This window comes from Sporosarcina sp. Y1004 (assembly GCF_057669665.1).
Genome location: NZ_JBYHFQ010000023.1, coordinates 1 through 13,535, shown reverse-complemented (window position 1 = coordinate 13,535; position 13,535 = coordinate 1). Strand labels below are relative to the sequence as shown.

General features: G+C 44.0%; 17 protein-coding genes and 2 pseudogenes. 2 read left to right on the top strand and 17 right to left on the bottom strand.

The annotated features are described in order from the left end of the window. The first annotated feature begins 4 nt into the window (after nt 1–4). Entirely contained in the window at nt 5–1,531 is a 1,527-nt protein-coding gene (locus AC25Y6_RS14540) for a tripartite tricarboxylate transporter permease (RefSeq protein WP_482105650.1), read from the top strand. A gap of 119 nt (nt 1,532–1,650) precedes the next feature. Here the strand turns inward: AC25Y6_RS14540 and moaA are convergent, their stop codons facing one another. Genes moaA through AC25Y6_RS14510 form a run of 6 tightly spaced genes read right to left on the bottom strand, consistent with a single transcriptional unit; the run spans nt 1,651 to nt 5,663 of the window. Continuing rightward, nucleotides 1,651–2,661: a GTP 3',8-cyclase MoaA gene (gene moaA / locus AC25Y6_RS14535; protein ID WP_488143531.1), complete on the bottom strand. Its 1,011-nt coding sequence runs from the start codon at nt 2,659–2,661 to the stop codon at nt 1,651–1,653. A 4-nt stretch (nt 2,662–2,665) separates the two neighbouring features. Then, nucleotides 2,666–3,238: a molybdenum cofactor guanylyltransferase gene (gene mobA, locus AC25Y6_RS14530; RefSeq protein ID WP_488143530.1), complete on the bottom strand. Its 573-nt coding sequence runs from the start codon at nt 3,236–3,238 to the stop codon at nt 2,666–2,668. Further along, nucleotides 3,235–3,468 carry a molybdopterin converting factor subunit 1 gene (gene moaD, locus AC25Y6_RS14525; protein WP_488143529.1) on the bottom strand — a complete coding sequence of 78 codons (234 nt, stop codon included), beginning with the start codon at nt 3,466–3,468 and terminating at the stop codon, nt 3,235–3,237. The genes mobA and moaD overlap by 4 nt, the downstream gene beginning before the upstream one ends. Before the next feature lie 2 nt (nt 3,469–3,470). Then, entirely contained in the window at nt 3,471–3,911 is a 441-nt protein-coding gene (locus AC25Y6_RS14520; RefSeq protein ID WP_488143528.1) for a molybdenum cofactor biosynthesis protein MoaE, read from the bottom strand. A 1-nt stretch (nt 3,912) separates the two neighbouring features. Then, nucleotides 3,913–4,410 carry a molybdopterin-guanine dinucleotide biosynthesis protein B gene (gene mobB / locus AC25Y6_RS14515; protein ID WP_488143558.1) on the bottom strand — a complete coding sequence of 166 codons (498 nt, stop codon included), beginning with the start codon at nt 4,408–4,410 and terminating at the stop codon, nt 3,913–3,915. After that, nucleotides 4,407–5,663, bottom strand: a complete 1,257-nt coding sequence (locus tag AC25Y6_RS14510; RefSeq protein WP_488143527.1) for a molybdopterin molybdotransferase MoeA — start codon at nt 5,661–5,663, stop codon at nt 4,407–4,409. Before AC25Y6_RS14510 ends, mobB begins: the two co-directional genes overlap by 4 nt. Before the next feature lie 61 nt (nt 5,664–5,724). Between AC25Y6_RS14510 and moaC the strand changes: the two genes are divergently transcribed. Then, nucleotides 5,725–6,216: a cyclic pyranopterin monophosphate synthase MoaC gene (gene moaC / locus AC25Y6_RS14505; protein WP_488143557.1), complete on the top strand. Its 492-nt coding sequence runs from the start codon at nt 5,725–5,727 to the stop codon at nt 6,214–6,216. Nucleotides 6,217–6,513: 297 nt separating this feature from the next. On the opposite strand, the gene AC25Y6_RS14500 is transcribed toward moaC, so the two are convergent. The 11 genes and pseudogenes from AC25Y6_RS14500 to modA all read right to left on the bottom strand — a co-directional run bounded on the left by AC25Y6_RS14500 (nt 6,514) and on the right by modA (nt 13,467). Further along, nucleotides 6,514–7,035 carry a MogA/MoaB family molybdenum cofactor biosynthesis protein gene (locus AC25Y6_RS14500; RefSeq protein ID WP_488143526.1) on the bottom strand — a complete coding sequence of 174 codons (522 nt, stop codon included), beginning with the start codon at nt 7,033–7,035 and terminating at the stop codon, nt 6,514–6,516. Between the two features lie 9 nt (nt 7,036–7,044). Next, the gene (locus tag AC25Y6_RS14495) at nt 7,045–8,064 is read right to left on the bottom strand and encodes a ThiF family adenylyltransferase (RefSeq protein ID WP_488143525.1); all 1,020 of its coding nucleotides are present in this window, start codon (nt 8,062–8,064) and stop codon (nt 7,045–7,047) included. A 59-nt stretch (nt 8,065–8,123) separates the two neighbouring features. After that, nucleotides 8,124–8,486: pseudogene (locus tag AC25Y6_RS14490) on the bottom strand (PAS domain-containing protein). Next, nucleotides 8,426–8,794, bottom strand: coding sequence for a hypothetical protein (locus tag AC25Y6_RS14485; RefSeq protein ID WP_488143524.1), 369 nt, complete (start codon nt 8,792–8,794; stop codon nt 8,426–8,428). Before AC25Y6_RS14485 ends, AC25Y6_RS14490 begins: the two are co-directional and overlap by 61 nt. 18 nt (nt 8,795–8,812) lie before the next feature. Then, on the bottom strand, nt 8,813–9,460 hold the full coding sequence (locus AC25Y6_RS14480) for a response regulator (RefSeq protein WP_482105642.1): 648 nt from the start codon (nt 9,458–9,460) through the stop codon (nt 8,813–8,815). Beyond that, a complete protein-coding gene (locus tag AC25Y6_RS14475; RefSeq protein ID WP_488143556.1) occupies nt 9,457–10,530 on the bottom strand; it encodes a sensor histidine kinase in 1,074 nt (357 codons plus the stop codon). The genes AC25Y6_RS14480 and AC25Y6_RS14475 overlap by 4 nt, the downstream gene beginning before the upstream one ends. After that, nucleotides 10,530–10,994 (bottom strand): GAF domain-containing protein, encoded by a 465-nt coding sequence (locus AC25Y6_RS14470; RefSeq protein ID WP_488143523.1) that lies wholly within the window; start codon nt 10,992–10,994, stop codon nt 10,530–10,532. Before AC25Y6_RS14470 ends, AC25Y6_RS14475 begins: the two co-directional genes overlap by 1 nt. A 47-nt stretch (nt 10,995–11,041) precedes the next feature. Continuing rightward, nucleotides 11,042–11,182, bottom strand: a pseudogene (locus AC25Y6_RS14465) (respiratory nitrate reductase subunit gamma); the annotation flags it as partial. A gap of 107 nt (nt 11,183–11,289) precedes the next feature. Continuing rightward, nucleotides 11,290–11,916 (bottom strand): ATP-binding cassette domain-containing protein, encoded by a 627-nt coding sequence (locus tag AC25Y6_RS14460; RefSeq protein ID WP_488143522.1) that lies wholly within the window; start codon nt 11,914–11,916, stop codon nt 11,290–11,292. Beyond that, nucleotides 11,909–12,619 (bottom strand): molybdate ABC transporter permease subunit, encoded by a 711-nt coding sequence (gene modB, locus AC25Y6_RS14455; protein WP_488143521.1) that lies wholly within the window; start codon nt 12,617–12,619, stop codon nt 11,909–11,911. Before modB ends, AC25Y6_RS14460 begins: the two co-directional genes overlap by 8 nt. Nucleotides 12,620–12,636: 17 nt before the next feature. Next, on the bottom strand, nt 12,637–13,467 hold the full coding sequence (modA, locus tag AC25Y6_RS14450; RefSeq protein ID WP_488143520.1) for a molybdate ABC transporter substrate-binding protein: 831 nt from the start codon (nt 13,465–13,467) through the stop codon (nt 12,637–12,639). Between the last annotated feature and the right edge of the window lie 68 nt (nt 13,468–13,535).

The following is a 13,535-nucleotide window of genomic DNA, read 5'->3' as shown; positions in this document are numbered from 1 at the left end:
AGCTATGAGCACTTTACAATTTTTAGCCGATGGATTCAGTGTAGCTTTTCAATGGCATAATCTATTATTCGCATTCGTCGGGGTCATCATCGGTACGGCAGTCGGCGTGTTACCCGGCATCGGTCCGATGAGCGGAGTTGCCCTCCTTATCCCTGTTACAGCAACGATTACTTCAGGAATGCCGACTGAGGCCGCGGCTGCCAGTTCAATTATTTTACTGGCCGGCGTCTATTACGGAGCAATGTATGGGGGTTCCACAACATCAATTTTATTGAACACCCCCGGTGAATCTTCGTCTGTCGTCACGACGCTCGACGGTTATCAAATGGCTAGGCAAGGACGTGCCGGTGCAGCTCTGGCTATCTCCGCAATCGGCTCATTTTGCGCCGGAATCATTTCGCTGATTGGCCTTGTACTACTTGCCCAACCGCTTTCCAACGTCGCAATCAAGTTCGGGCCTGCAGAATACTTTTCCTTAATGCTATTGGGTTTGGCTGCGGTAAGCGGACTCGCCGGTAAGTCGATGACGAAAGCGTTAATGATGACCGTTTTTGGTCTTATGCTTGGAACGATCGGCATTGATGCGGTTTCAGGAATTGCCCGCTTTACATACAATCAACCGATTCTCTTTTCAGGATTGGAATTCTTAACAATTGCTGTCGGATTGTTTGCGCTCGGTGAAGTATTCAAGACGGTATTGGAGCGTGATGAAGAAGACGGAGCGATTGCAAAAATTAACCGCATCCTTCCGACCAAACAAGATATGAAAGACAGCGCTGTTCCCATTGTACGCGGTTCTCTACTCGGTTTTTTCATTGGAGTACTTCCAGGTGCCGGTGCAACACTCGCATCTTTCTTCTCCTATATAACGGAGAAGAAGTTCAGTAAAAATCCCGAGAGTTTCGGGAAAGGTAACATTGCTGGAGTAGCGGGTCCAGAATCGGCAAATAATGCAGCTTCCGGCGGTGCAATGATTCCTTTACTAACATTAGGAATCCCGGGTTCCGGCACTACAGCTATATTAATGGGTGCACTAATTATGTATAATATTCAGCCAGGTCCTCTTCTCTTTGACGAGCACCCGGATATCGCATGGGGACTCATTGCAAGTATGTTTATCGGCAACTTGATGCTGTTAGTACTGAATATGCCACTCGTTCGTGTGTTTGCAAAAGTCATTCAAACACCTAAGAAATATTTATTACCAATCATCATTGCAATCTCATTTTTCGGGGTATATGCCGTACAGTATACGACATTCGATTTATACTTGTTGCTTGGTTGTGGTATAGCTGGTTATTTACTATCGAAAAATGATTATCCGGTAGCTCCACTAGTTTTAGCGCTTGTTCTGGGACCAATGATTGAAAATAATATGCGACGGGCACTCACCATTTCAAACGGTGAATTCAGCATCTTCTTCACAAAGCCGCTATCACTTATTTTCATCATTGTAGCTGCATTATGGCTTGTCATTCCAATGTTATTGAAACTCAAAGGACGGTCAGTTGTTGTGGAAGATGAAGGGTAATAAAGAACTTAAATTTCAAAAGCGGATTACCTTGGAGATAAGGTAACCCGCTTTTACTTTTTAATGGAGGAAGCAACGTTTCTAGTGTACTAAACAACGCCCGACACATATTGTCCTTCTCACCCACCTATATAACTCATCCCGATTTTCTTCCGGTTTTTCGCTGTTTGTTCAGTGCGTTCATCCGAATAGCGATCGCCGCGACGTTCCCACACTCTTGTGATGGCATCGAGCAATTCTGCATCTGTCATTCCACTGCGGATCAATTCCCTTACATCGAATCCTTCCGACGCAAACAAACACGTATACAATTTTCCGTCCGATGACAGCCTAGAACGTGTGCATGTAGAACAAAACGACTCCGAAACAGAAGTTATGAAACCCACTTGCGCCCCATTATCCAAGTATCTATACCTCTTCGCAACTTCACCATAATAATCCTCTTCCGCCGGTTCAATATCGTGGACGGCAGAAATCATGTCATAAATCTCTTTTTTCGTGACGACTTTTTCGAAGCTCCACCCATTATCATTGCCGACGTCCATGAATTCGATGAATCGCAGCGTGATACCCCGCTCTTTAAAATAAGCGGCCATTGGTAGGATTTCGCCTTCATTGACGCCTTTTTGAACAACCATATTCACTTTGATTTCAAAGCCAATCTTTTGCGCATAATCAATATTCGAAAGGATTAATTCCGGTTTAAACCCTCGACCATTCAGTTTTCCAAAAACATCTGAGTCAAGTGCATCGAGACTCATGTTCAACCTTCGAAGACCTCCTTCATAAAGGGGCTGGGCGTATTGTTTGAGCAACACACCGTTTGTCGTCAAACCGATATCTTCAATCCCTTCAATCTTCATCAGCTTTTCAACTAATTTCGGCAGATCACGTCGCATAAGCGGTTCACCACCTGTCAAACGAAGCTTCTTCACGCCAAGTGAAGCAAACAATTTGGCGAACCGCTCGATTTCTTCAAAGGAAAGAAGTTCGTTTTTCGGAAGAAACACATAATCATCACCAAAAACTTCTTTCGGCATACAGTAGGCACATCTAAAATTACATCGATCAGTCACGGATATCCGAAGATCCCGAATCGGTCGTCCGAGTTTATCTAGAATCGCTTCCAAAACTTCATCCCCTTTCCAGGGCTTCCGGTGTATTCACATTTGTAAACATTCGCTTTTCATCGTCGGTCAATACACTTCCATTTATCCACATAATATCGCTATGAGTCAGTAATTTCATAACACTCAGTTGACCGTTTTCCAAAGACTCCTTCACTGCCAGTTGTAATTGCTTATCCCAAATGGATACGAGCGGATGATACCGTCCATCCGAAACAACCCCAGTAACACCTTTGTCGTGGTGTTCCACCAACTTTAACATGACCTGGCTATCTATACACGGCATATCGCACGGCAACACCGCATAGCGGTCCGCTTCCACGGATTCCATCACGGACAGGATCCCTGCAAGCGGACCGAGTCCTGCATACTCAGGTTTATCGATAATAACTTCAACGTCTGCCGGAAAACGCTCTAAAAGATTCTGTTGCGTCACGACAATGACCTCGTCACAGATTGTCGCCAGAGCATCCTTTGCTCTTTCATAAAAATACTGCTCTCTCAGTTTGGCGAACGCTTTCGGAGAACCGAACCGCCTTGATTGTCCACCTGCAAGGACGATGCCAACCGTCTTCGTCATCCCCCGCTCACCGGTGGAATGAATGCACATATATCGCCCGATTGGATAACATCTTCTTTTAAGGCATACTCCTCATTCACTGCAACATGTACGGTATCTTTTCCAAAACCTGGATACGCCGTTTCCGCCCAGTCCAACAGCTCGCGGACAGTCATTGATTCACGATTGATTGTTTCTTCAGATTTGCCAGTAAGTTCACGCAACCTCGCAAAATAACTCACTATAATCATATTTACTCAATCCCCTTTTCCGGATATTTCTTCTGACCACCAATCCATTCCTCGCCGTCTTCCCAGATTTCCTTTTTCCAGATGGGTACGACTTCCTTGATGCGTTCAATCGCATATTCATTCGCTTCATAGGCCGCTTTACGATGCGGTGAAGACACCGCAATGACGACAGCAATATCCGAAATATGCATCTCCCCAATCCTATGGGCGATTGCCGCTTTCACGCCAGGCCATTTCGCTTCCATTTCCGCCCCGATTTCCGCCAGTTTTTTTTCCGCCATCGGAACGTACGCCTCGTATGACAAATATAATGTACGGACTCCGTGCGTCCATTCCCGCACATGCCCTGTGAACACAGTGACAGCACCAGCACCGGCATGGAGAACGTAATCGGAGTACTTTTTCGGTTCAATCGGTGTTTCAACAATTTCAAACGGTTTCATCTCAATCCTCCTTTTCAATCCAGTTAAGTAACCACGAATCGAGCTGTTCAACATTCAGCGCTGATTCAATATGCGAACTATCTACTGTAATTTCTGGACACCCGATAACAAGCTGAATACCATCCAATTCGCTTAACGACGCCCAATCCAAAGCATCTCTGAGAAGGACTACTTTCTCTCCTTGTTCTTTCTTATACCCTTCGATGAGTAAAATATCCGGTTTGTTGATTGCGGCCAGCATCTTAAGTTCGGTGAATCCAGGCTCTTCATTCAACAGTATTTGAACCGCACCCCCACCTGCAACAACTGAAACGTCTGCTCCACTTCCAAAAAACTGCATCGTATCTGTCGATGGATTTGGCATGGCAGGCTGTCCACCGTGGCCATGATGCTTTAATACGGCGACTGAAAAGCCATTGTTTTTCAACAAACAAATCCATCTCGATGTAAGTGTCGTTTTTCCGCTATTTTTATAACCAACAACTTGGAGTGTCTTCATAATACCCACTCACCAACCCCTTGTTCAGATCCTAGCAACAAAATATCAACTCGAGTTCCCGCTGTGTAACCGCGCGTCCCGCTTGAAAGTACGATTAAGCAATTCCCCCGGGCAATCGATGATACCGCATTGGATTTATTAAAACCTGCGGGTACTGCAACTAAACCTTCCGTCGTCATTTCCCAGAATGCACGAATGAAGCGGGTAAAAGGGTTTGGCTTTGCGAAATCTTCTCCTAATTTCGCTTGCATGCGCGGCATATAAGGCGTGTTGGCACCTTGCATACCAAGAATGGCGGGTCTAGCAAACAATTCAAATCCTGTAAAACAAGCGGACGGATTTCCCGATAGACCGAATAATAGCTTTTCACCAAGAACGGCGACCGTCGTTACACTTCCCGGACGCATCGCAACTTTGTTAAATAAAACCCTAGCTCCCAATCGTTCATAGATTGCGGGTAAATAATCATAATCACCAACAGAAACACCACCTGTCGTAATTAATAAATCAGTTTCAATGAGCGCTTTTTCAACGATTTCAGTGCACGCATCTAGATCATCTTCTTGCATGCCATATGATTTGTAGCTAATTCCCATACGTGTAAGTTGTGCTGCAATCATCGGTCCGTTCGAGTTACGAATTTTCCCCGGTACAAGTTCATCGGAAACTTCCAGCAGCTCCGTGCCTGTCGACAGTATGCCCACGTTGGGACGTTTCGCGACTTTGACTTCTGCATAACCGAACGTTGCCAGAAGTGCTATCGTACCCGGATGGATGAACGCTCCCGCTTCCACAAGACGCTCGCCTTTCTTGGAGTCCTCGCCTTTAAAGGAAACATTTTCGTCTCGGCTGAATGGTTTTCGTATTGTGAAACTATCCTGTCCTTCAATCGTTTGTTCCAACATAATAACAGCATCTGCGTTATCCGGAATCGGAGCACCTGTCATGATTCTGTACGCTTCTCCACGACCGATTCCCCGATCCGCTACATGCCCTGCGCCTATTTCACCAATCACTGTGAACTTGATGCGATTCTCTCCCGATGCACCCGCCGTATCCGATGCACGGACCGCAAATCCATCATACGGTGATCTATTGAATGAGGGCACATCGTGTTTTGCAATAACCGGTTCGGCTAGTATTCTTCCATATGTATGATCAAGCGGAATCATCTCTGTTTTTGTTACGTGTTTGTTCTCCATGATAAGTTCGATAGCTTCCGATACTTGAATCGGCTTTCTCATTTCCACCATGTATTTCCCTCCCCTTCTGCTATACTAATTTTATTATGTACTCTTGAAAGGAATGACTCCATTGTCAGAGCTCACACATTTCAACGAACAAGGACGTGCAAAGATGGTTGATGTTTCCGATAAAGTAGAAACCACAAGAACAGCTATCGCCAAATCATCCATCATCGTTAATGAAAAAATCCACTCCCAAATCTCTGAAGGTACAAACAAAAAAGGCGATGTTTTCGCTGTCGCTCAAGTCGCGGCAATCATGGCAGCAAAAAGTACTTCTTCCATCATTCCTATGTGTCACCCAATCCCTTTGACCGGTGTTAATATCCAGTTTGAGTGGAACATCGATGAAGTAGCCGCTCATTATGAAGTACTCATCGAAGCTGAAGTAAAGACAAAAGGCGTAACCGGTGTTGAAATGGAAGCACTGACTGCTGCCTCCGCTGCTGCACTCACTATTTACGACATGTGCAAAGCGGCCGGCAAAGAAATGGTCATCGGCCCGACAATGCTTTTGCGTAAAACTGGCGGGAAAAATGGCGATTATGAAAGACAATTGTAATTAGCTCTATGGCTCACTTCAGGTGAGCTTTTTTATTGTCGGTCGAACTAATTTCATAATTGTTCATTTTGATTGAAAACTCTAATATTAATGAAATCTCGTAATCGATTATTCGTTTACGTGGATTTCCGTTGATTGTAACGGAAGGCGGCGACTCCAGCGGGAAAAGCGCGAGCTGAAAGCCCCGCAGGAACGCAGTGACGAGGAGATTGAAGCCGTGCCCGCGGAAAGCGTCCGCCTGGAGTGTAAATCAACATTGTTCGGATTTTATACTAAATCTCCTATTTTGAAATTGATTCAGTCATCTAAGTGTTTTGTAAGTTCATGCACTATATGGTGAATCTCAGGCAAAATTAGCTTGTCCATTGCAAGTTCCACTGCTTTCACGGATCCGGGTAGTGCGAAAAACGCCTTTTCTTTCACTACACCTGCTGCCGCCCTGCTTAACAACGCCTTCGATCCGACATCCTCCGTATAGCTCAAATAACGGAACAACTCGCCGAAACCATCTATTTTTTTCGTGAAATAGGGCGATACAGTTTCGATTGTGACATCACGGAAACCAATGCCCGTACCGCCTGTTGAAATAATGGCATTTACGTTAGGATTCCTCAACCATTCTTCGACAATAGATTCAATTTCCGTTGAATCGTCTTGACATATCCACGATTCAAATACATAATGTCCTGCGGATTCAAGCTTTTGACGAATTGTCCAACCACTTCGATCATTCGACACATTACGTGTATCACTCGTCGTCAAGACACAAAAAACTAGTTTTTTCTCTTTTTCAGTTTCACTTAAGTGCGACAAGCCCATTCCTCCGATTTACCCAAAAAGTTGATGGTATAATTTACGACCTATCTTCATGTCCTTCAATCCGTGAATTAACAAGCGCCCATTCTTGAACAATATACAACGATAGCCCTCAGCGCTAAATTCCACAAAAAAAGGAGTCATTTTATAGGGTTTCCCCAGACGTTTAGCAACTATTTCTCCATCTACTAACGTCAATGAACGACCTGTTTCAGGTATAATCTGGACCGTATCACGACCGCATAATACCGCGTATCCGGTTCCTCCTGCACGATGTAGCGCTGGATACGTCGGCGTATTTCCGCATGTCTCACATACTTCGTTTCGCATACGGGAAATCCCTGCTTCTACATGAGTATTGTTCCACACATCGAAATGGAATAGCTTCTTGCGCATTGCATCTATATTCCCTGTTAACCATTTCAGTGCCTCTGCACTTTGATGTGCAGCTGTAATTTGCACTGCAGGTGCAATAATTCCCGACGTGTCGCAGGTTTCGTTAACTGACGGCAAGACTGGCAATAAGCAGCGGAAACATGCGGATTGACCGGGAACAAATGGGAATACCGTACCTGAACTACCAACACAAGCCCCGTAAATCCAAGGAATATTATTTTTCCATGCGATATCATTTATTAGCAGACGTGTTTCAAAGTTATCCGTCGCATCCATGATTAAGTCAGCGTCAGCGATAATTTGTTCCATAATAGGTCCATCTACATGATCAAGCACTGTTACAATGTCAATGTCTTCTCGAATCATCTTTAACCGAGCTTCAGCAGCAATCACTTTCGGTATACCGTCCCGCGCATCTTGCTCAGTAAACAGCTGTTGTCTTTGCAAGTTTGACGGTTCTACATAATCCCGATCTGCAATCGTCAGTTTTCGCACTCCTCCTCGGACAAGGGTCTCTGAAATAGCTGAACCTAAAGCTCCACACCCAATGACAACGACGTGGGAAGAACTTAACTTATCCTGCCCAATTTCCCCAATTGGCCTAAACAACGTTTGTCTTGAATAGCGATTTCCCAATGTCTACTCCTCCTACAAATTGAAGCGAGGGCTACCGTTCTCAACGACCGGATGCCCTCTTAGCCTCTCGGCGTTATATCACTGAATGTTCCAACGTAACGGGTTATATCTCCTGAACCGTCTTTCACTGCACTAATGGACAGGTGTTCTAGGTATTCCTCGCCATTTTTGCGTTTATTCCATATTTCACCTTACCATAAACCATCTTGGCCAATTTGACCCCACATCGATGTGTAGAATTCTTTCGTGTGTTTACCTGAACTGTACATATTCGGATTTCTTCCGACTACTTCTTCTTCGGTATATCCTGTTACCTTCGTAAAAGCAGGATTCACTGATTGAATTGTTCCCGACGCATCCGTTACAACAATCCCTTGACCCGTCGAATTGAAGACTTCCGCAGACAGGCTAAGTCGATCCATATAATAGAGTCAAATGACAAGGACGTTGCATTGATCGGTCCCTGTTCCGAGCCAACGTATTGTGCAAGCATCGGAAACAAAAATCCCTCTTCTTTGTCTGTATGATTCTTTAATGGTTCGATGAAATCGACGATGAGTTTTCGAAGTGACATTAGAGCTTCGTGGCCTTCTTTGACGGTATAGATATCCCGCTCAAAAGCCAGAACAATTGTATGCCAGCCGCTCATTAAATACGCTAGATAGTGATGTTCATTTTCTAACACGCGTAGAGCCGGTAAGTCGAATTTAAACTTTTGTGCCTCAGCCATTTGAAACACACCTCTCTGCTAAAAGTTTAATAGTTTTTTACGTAATGCATATTCAACGAGCTCTGGTCTGCTTTTTAACTGAAGTTTCTCCATTATTCTAGCTTTATGTGCTTCAACAGTCTTAACAGAAATATATAGTTTCTCCGCAATTTCTTTATTTCCAAAACCTTTCGCTGCAAGCGGGAGAACCTCAATTTCACGTTTTGTTAAAATCTTGAAGGGATCATCTTCTACCACTTCCGTGCCATGTTTAACAAACTCACGGACAAGTGAAGTGGCCATAGCAGGATGAATAAACGTATCCCCCGCGTAAACTGTACGTATCGCAGCAAGTAACTCACCATCGGGCGCATTTTTTAGAACATAACCCGATGCCCCATTTTTCAACACATGAAATAAATACTCTTCATCATCATGCATTGTCAGAATCAGAATTTTTGTTTCAGGAAAATCTTCATTAATTTTACCGGTAGCAATTAGTCCGCTCTCTCCAGGAGGCATGCTTAAATCCAGCAACAAAACATCTGGGCGGTGCTTTGCGACTAATGCGTATGCTTCTAGACCGTCTGCGGCAGTGGCAACGACTTCCATATCACTTTGATAATTCAGAATATGCATAAATCCACTACGAACGACGGCATGGTCATCTGCAATAATTATTTTCATTTACTTTCCACCTCTTCTTCAGTTGCGATTAGTGGGATTTCCAAACGTACTGAAGTACCTTTGCCAATAATTGATTTAATAACGAATTGGCCATTCACCAGTTCTGCGCGTTCTTTCATACCAAAAAGACCAAGACCCGTACCACTTGGGGTGATTTTATTTCTATCAAATCCTGTCCCTTTATCGTACACACTCAATTTCAGATGTCCTGAAGATTCAAACAGTCGAACGAAAACTTCGTCCGTTCCTGCATATTTAAGCGCATTTAGAACTGACTCCTGACAAATCCGATAGACAACTGTCTCAATTTCACCCTCATATCTTTTAGCTTCAAGTTCAGCAGTAAAATGTACGATTAAACCATAATTTTTCTCCACCCATTTAAAATGTGTTCTAAAAGCTGCTTCAAGGCCAAGGTCATCTAAAGTAGCAGGTCGTAACTCAACGGACAAGTGACGAATTTCATCCAGCAAACGCATCAATGAACCTTCCGTTTGTTGAATTTTTTTGAGTACCTCTGGATCGACATTCATGTACTTCAACACACGCAAATCAACAAGGGAGCTTAACATTTCCTGAGCTACGCTATCATGTAATTCTCTTGACAACCGCTTGCGTTCATCTTCTTGCGCTTTAATGATACTTTTCATCATGGTTTTCTGGTTAAGCGTTTCTTGCGTCTTGTACTGCTTCGTCAAATCTCTCAACATAAAGACACGGATTCCATTTTCTTCATCAATGGTTTGGTAACTTGCCGTGTACGGAGTTATTCCTTTGCCTTGCGTATCCAGGTAAACTTGAAATGAGCTGAAATCATTTTGTGGGCTTACCAAATAGCAGGATAGGCATGTCTGAAGTTCCGTTTCACTCGTATAGCCTTTGCATGTCGCGCAAATTGATTTTACATCTCCCGCAATCATTCCATCCAGTACTTCCGCGCCTACAATAAGTTTGGCTGCACTATTCATGTCAATTATTTTTCCAGCTGAGTCAAAAAAGAAGATGGCCTCAGCTGAATTGTCGTACATTTTCATTAACAAGTCTGTCAACTGAAAACTCCCGAAACGCATCACTGTTTTACCATCTCCTCATTATAATACGGACCGAATCTCAGACCGACATGATTTATAAATTCTAAAAATTCTTCTGCAGTCATCTTTTTTTTCTCTCGATAAGCTACAAATAACACACCGTTGACGCGATTGTATTTATAAAGAGGTATCGCTCCGAAACTTTTTATGTCTTCTGAAACAATTAGCGGATAGTTAAACAGATCCATTGAATCAAGTTCCACGTCTACATCGTGAACAAAAAGTGGTTTTCCTGATTTAAAAACATACCCAGCAACACCTTTTCCTGTTTGCAAAGTGATACGTCTATAGCGGCTGCTGTGATTGCCTGTTACGTATTTCCATTTATGGGCGAAACGCATTTCCGCTGACTCAACTAGTGCAAGTGCGACAAAGTCGAAACCGAAAAATGATTGTAACCGCTCTATTTCTTGCTGATAATTAAATCTTAATGGTTCATCCATTCCTATTTCTCCCTATATAGAAAAAAGGCAGCGTTGCCTTTTTTCGTTCATTGGTTTTCATGGTTCCTTCTATATAGGATATAGCTTCTTCCTACATAATTCAACGGTACACTCCAGACGTGAACCAATCTGGTAAACGGCCACATTGCAAAAATGAGAAACCCAGACAAAACATGAAGCTGAAAAGCGCACACCTATCATATAGGCGCCTTCTGGTTGAAAAATCAGTAGGGATGTGCCTATTTGATGCGGGGAATCCCCTAATAAAAAGGCCGCTTACTCTGTCCAAAGCGGACTAGATTAAGCGACCTTTTTCGAATCGATATATATGCGTTGCGACTTTCTCTGCCTCCATCAAATTATGCGTCACCATAATAATTGGGATATTCAATTCACCTTGAATATCTGTAATGACTTTAAGAGCGTCATGACGCGCCTTATCGTCAAGGGCAGACAGTGGTTCATCCAGAAGAAGGATATCAGGTTCCGTCGCAAGTGCCCGGGCGATTGCGGTTCGTTGTTTCTCGCCGCCAGACATTTCATGAGGGTACGCGTTTCGCAGATGATGGATTCCGAATCGTTCAAGAAGCAGTAGCGCTTTTTCAGTTTTCCACGTAGACTTCATGCCGTATTGAACATTCTTCTCTGTCGTCATATGAGGGAATAAAGCATAGTCCTGCATGACATATCCGACGTTGCGTTTTTCAGTTCGGCGAGACTTTTCAGCTGCTGAAAAATAAGTGTTATCCCTCATACGAATATAACCTGAATCGGGATGAACGAGACCTGCAATCATATCGAGACAAGTCGTTTTGCCAGAACCCGATGGTCCAAATAAAACACTTACTTCCCCTTTAGCAGTTTCAAGCTCTACATCAATTGTAAAATCCGGTAGTTTTTTGACGAGGTGTGCGTCAAGCATTTCGGGAAGTCCCCCCTTTCCTTTTCACAGTGAAGCGGCGTAAATTGCGGTTCGACCACCAGCTAAGCCAAAGTATTGTGCTAAACCCTAGAGCGATGATGATAATTACCCAGAATGTCGCCGTGTTCATGTCCCCCGCTTCAACCGCAAAGTAGATAGCCATTGGGATGGTGTCTGTCCTTCCTGGAATATAACCCGCTATCATAAGTGTTGCTCCAAACTCACCGAGCGCCCTGGCGAACGTTAAAACGACCCCCGCTAACAAACCTGGCCATGCAAGTGGAAACGTAATCGTTCGAAAAACGCGCCATTTCGAAGCACCCAATGTATGAGCTGCGGCTTCTAGTTTCCCATCGACTTGTTTAAATGCAGCCGATGCACTTTGATACATGAGTGGAAATGCGACAATGGTTGAAGCGATAACGGCCCCAATCCACGAGAAGACAATTTGGAGTTGTGCATATTCATACAACCATTTCCCTAGGAGCTGCTCTTTACCGAAAAGGATTAGAAGTCCAAATCCGACAACAGTCGGCGGTAATACAAGTGGTAGCAGGAAGAATGCTTCAATGATGGTCTTTCCAAAGAAGTTTTTCTTGGCGAATGTGTGCGCGAGGAACGTACCCGTGAGAAAGACGATGATTGTCGCGATGGCCGCGACTTTAATCGAGAGTATGAGCGGCCCGTAACTGATGTCTCCCATTGGCTATATTCCCCCTTTTAGTTTGTAAATCCGTAGTCAACCAGGACCTCTTGGACCTTCTGTGTCTTCATGTAGTCGAGAAAGGCATGTGCTGCTTCCCGCTGTTCTGTAGACGCCACAATTGCGCCCGGATAATCAGCAGAAGAATGCAGTGCCGGATCAATTTCCAAGATAACTTCTACTCTATCAGACGACTCTGCGTCGCTTGTAAAAACAATGCCCATCTCGGCATTTCCTGTTTCGACAAACGTTAATACCTGGCGTACGTCTTTGCCGAAGACAAACGTTGGTTCAAGTCCTTCCCATTTCCCCATTTTCACAAGTGCTTCCTTTGCGTAGATTCCAGCTGGGACAGTATCCGGGTTACCTATGGCAAAGTGGGTCTCTTCAGTCATTAACGGATTCTCCGCATTCAACAGTGAATGCACGCCACCTTTTTGCTGAATGACAACCAACGTATTTTTTGTGATTGTTGCACGCGTGTTTCGTTCAATTTTATCTGCTTTCTCAAGTATATCCATGTCTGTACTGTTCGCAGAAATGTAAACATCGACAGGCGCACCGCCTTTTATCTGCTGGGCAAGTTTTCCCGAAGATCCAAAAGTAAACGTAACTTTAATATCTTTATTGGTCTCTTCGAATTTGGCGGCAATATCCGTTAACGCAGGTGTCATGCTTGAAGCGGCAGCCACAAGGATTTCCGTTTTTATACCGGCATCTGAGTTGGAGCACGAACCAAGGTTGAGTGTAAGTAGCATTGTAATTAGGAATGTAAGACGTTTCATGCTATCCCATACCCCTTCATATCTATTTTTATAATCATAACGGACTTCGCTAAACCGTTCCACGCTAAAAACCCACCTTTGAGAAAATGTTGTGCACCCCAAAAGTTAGAGTCAAAATCTAACCTTTGGGG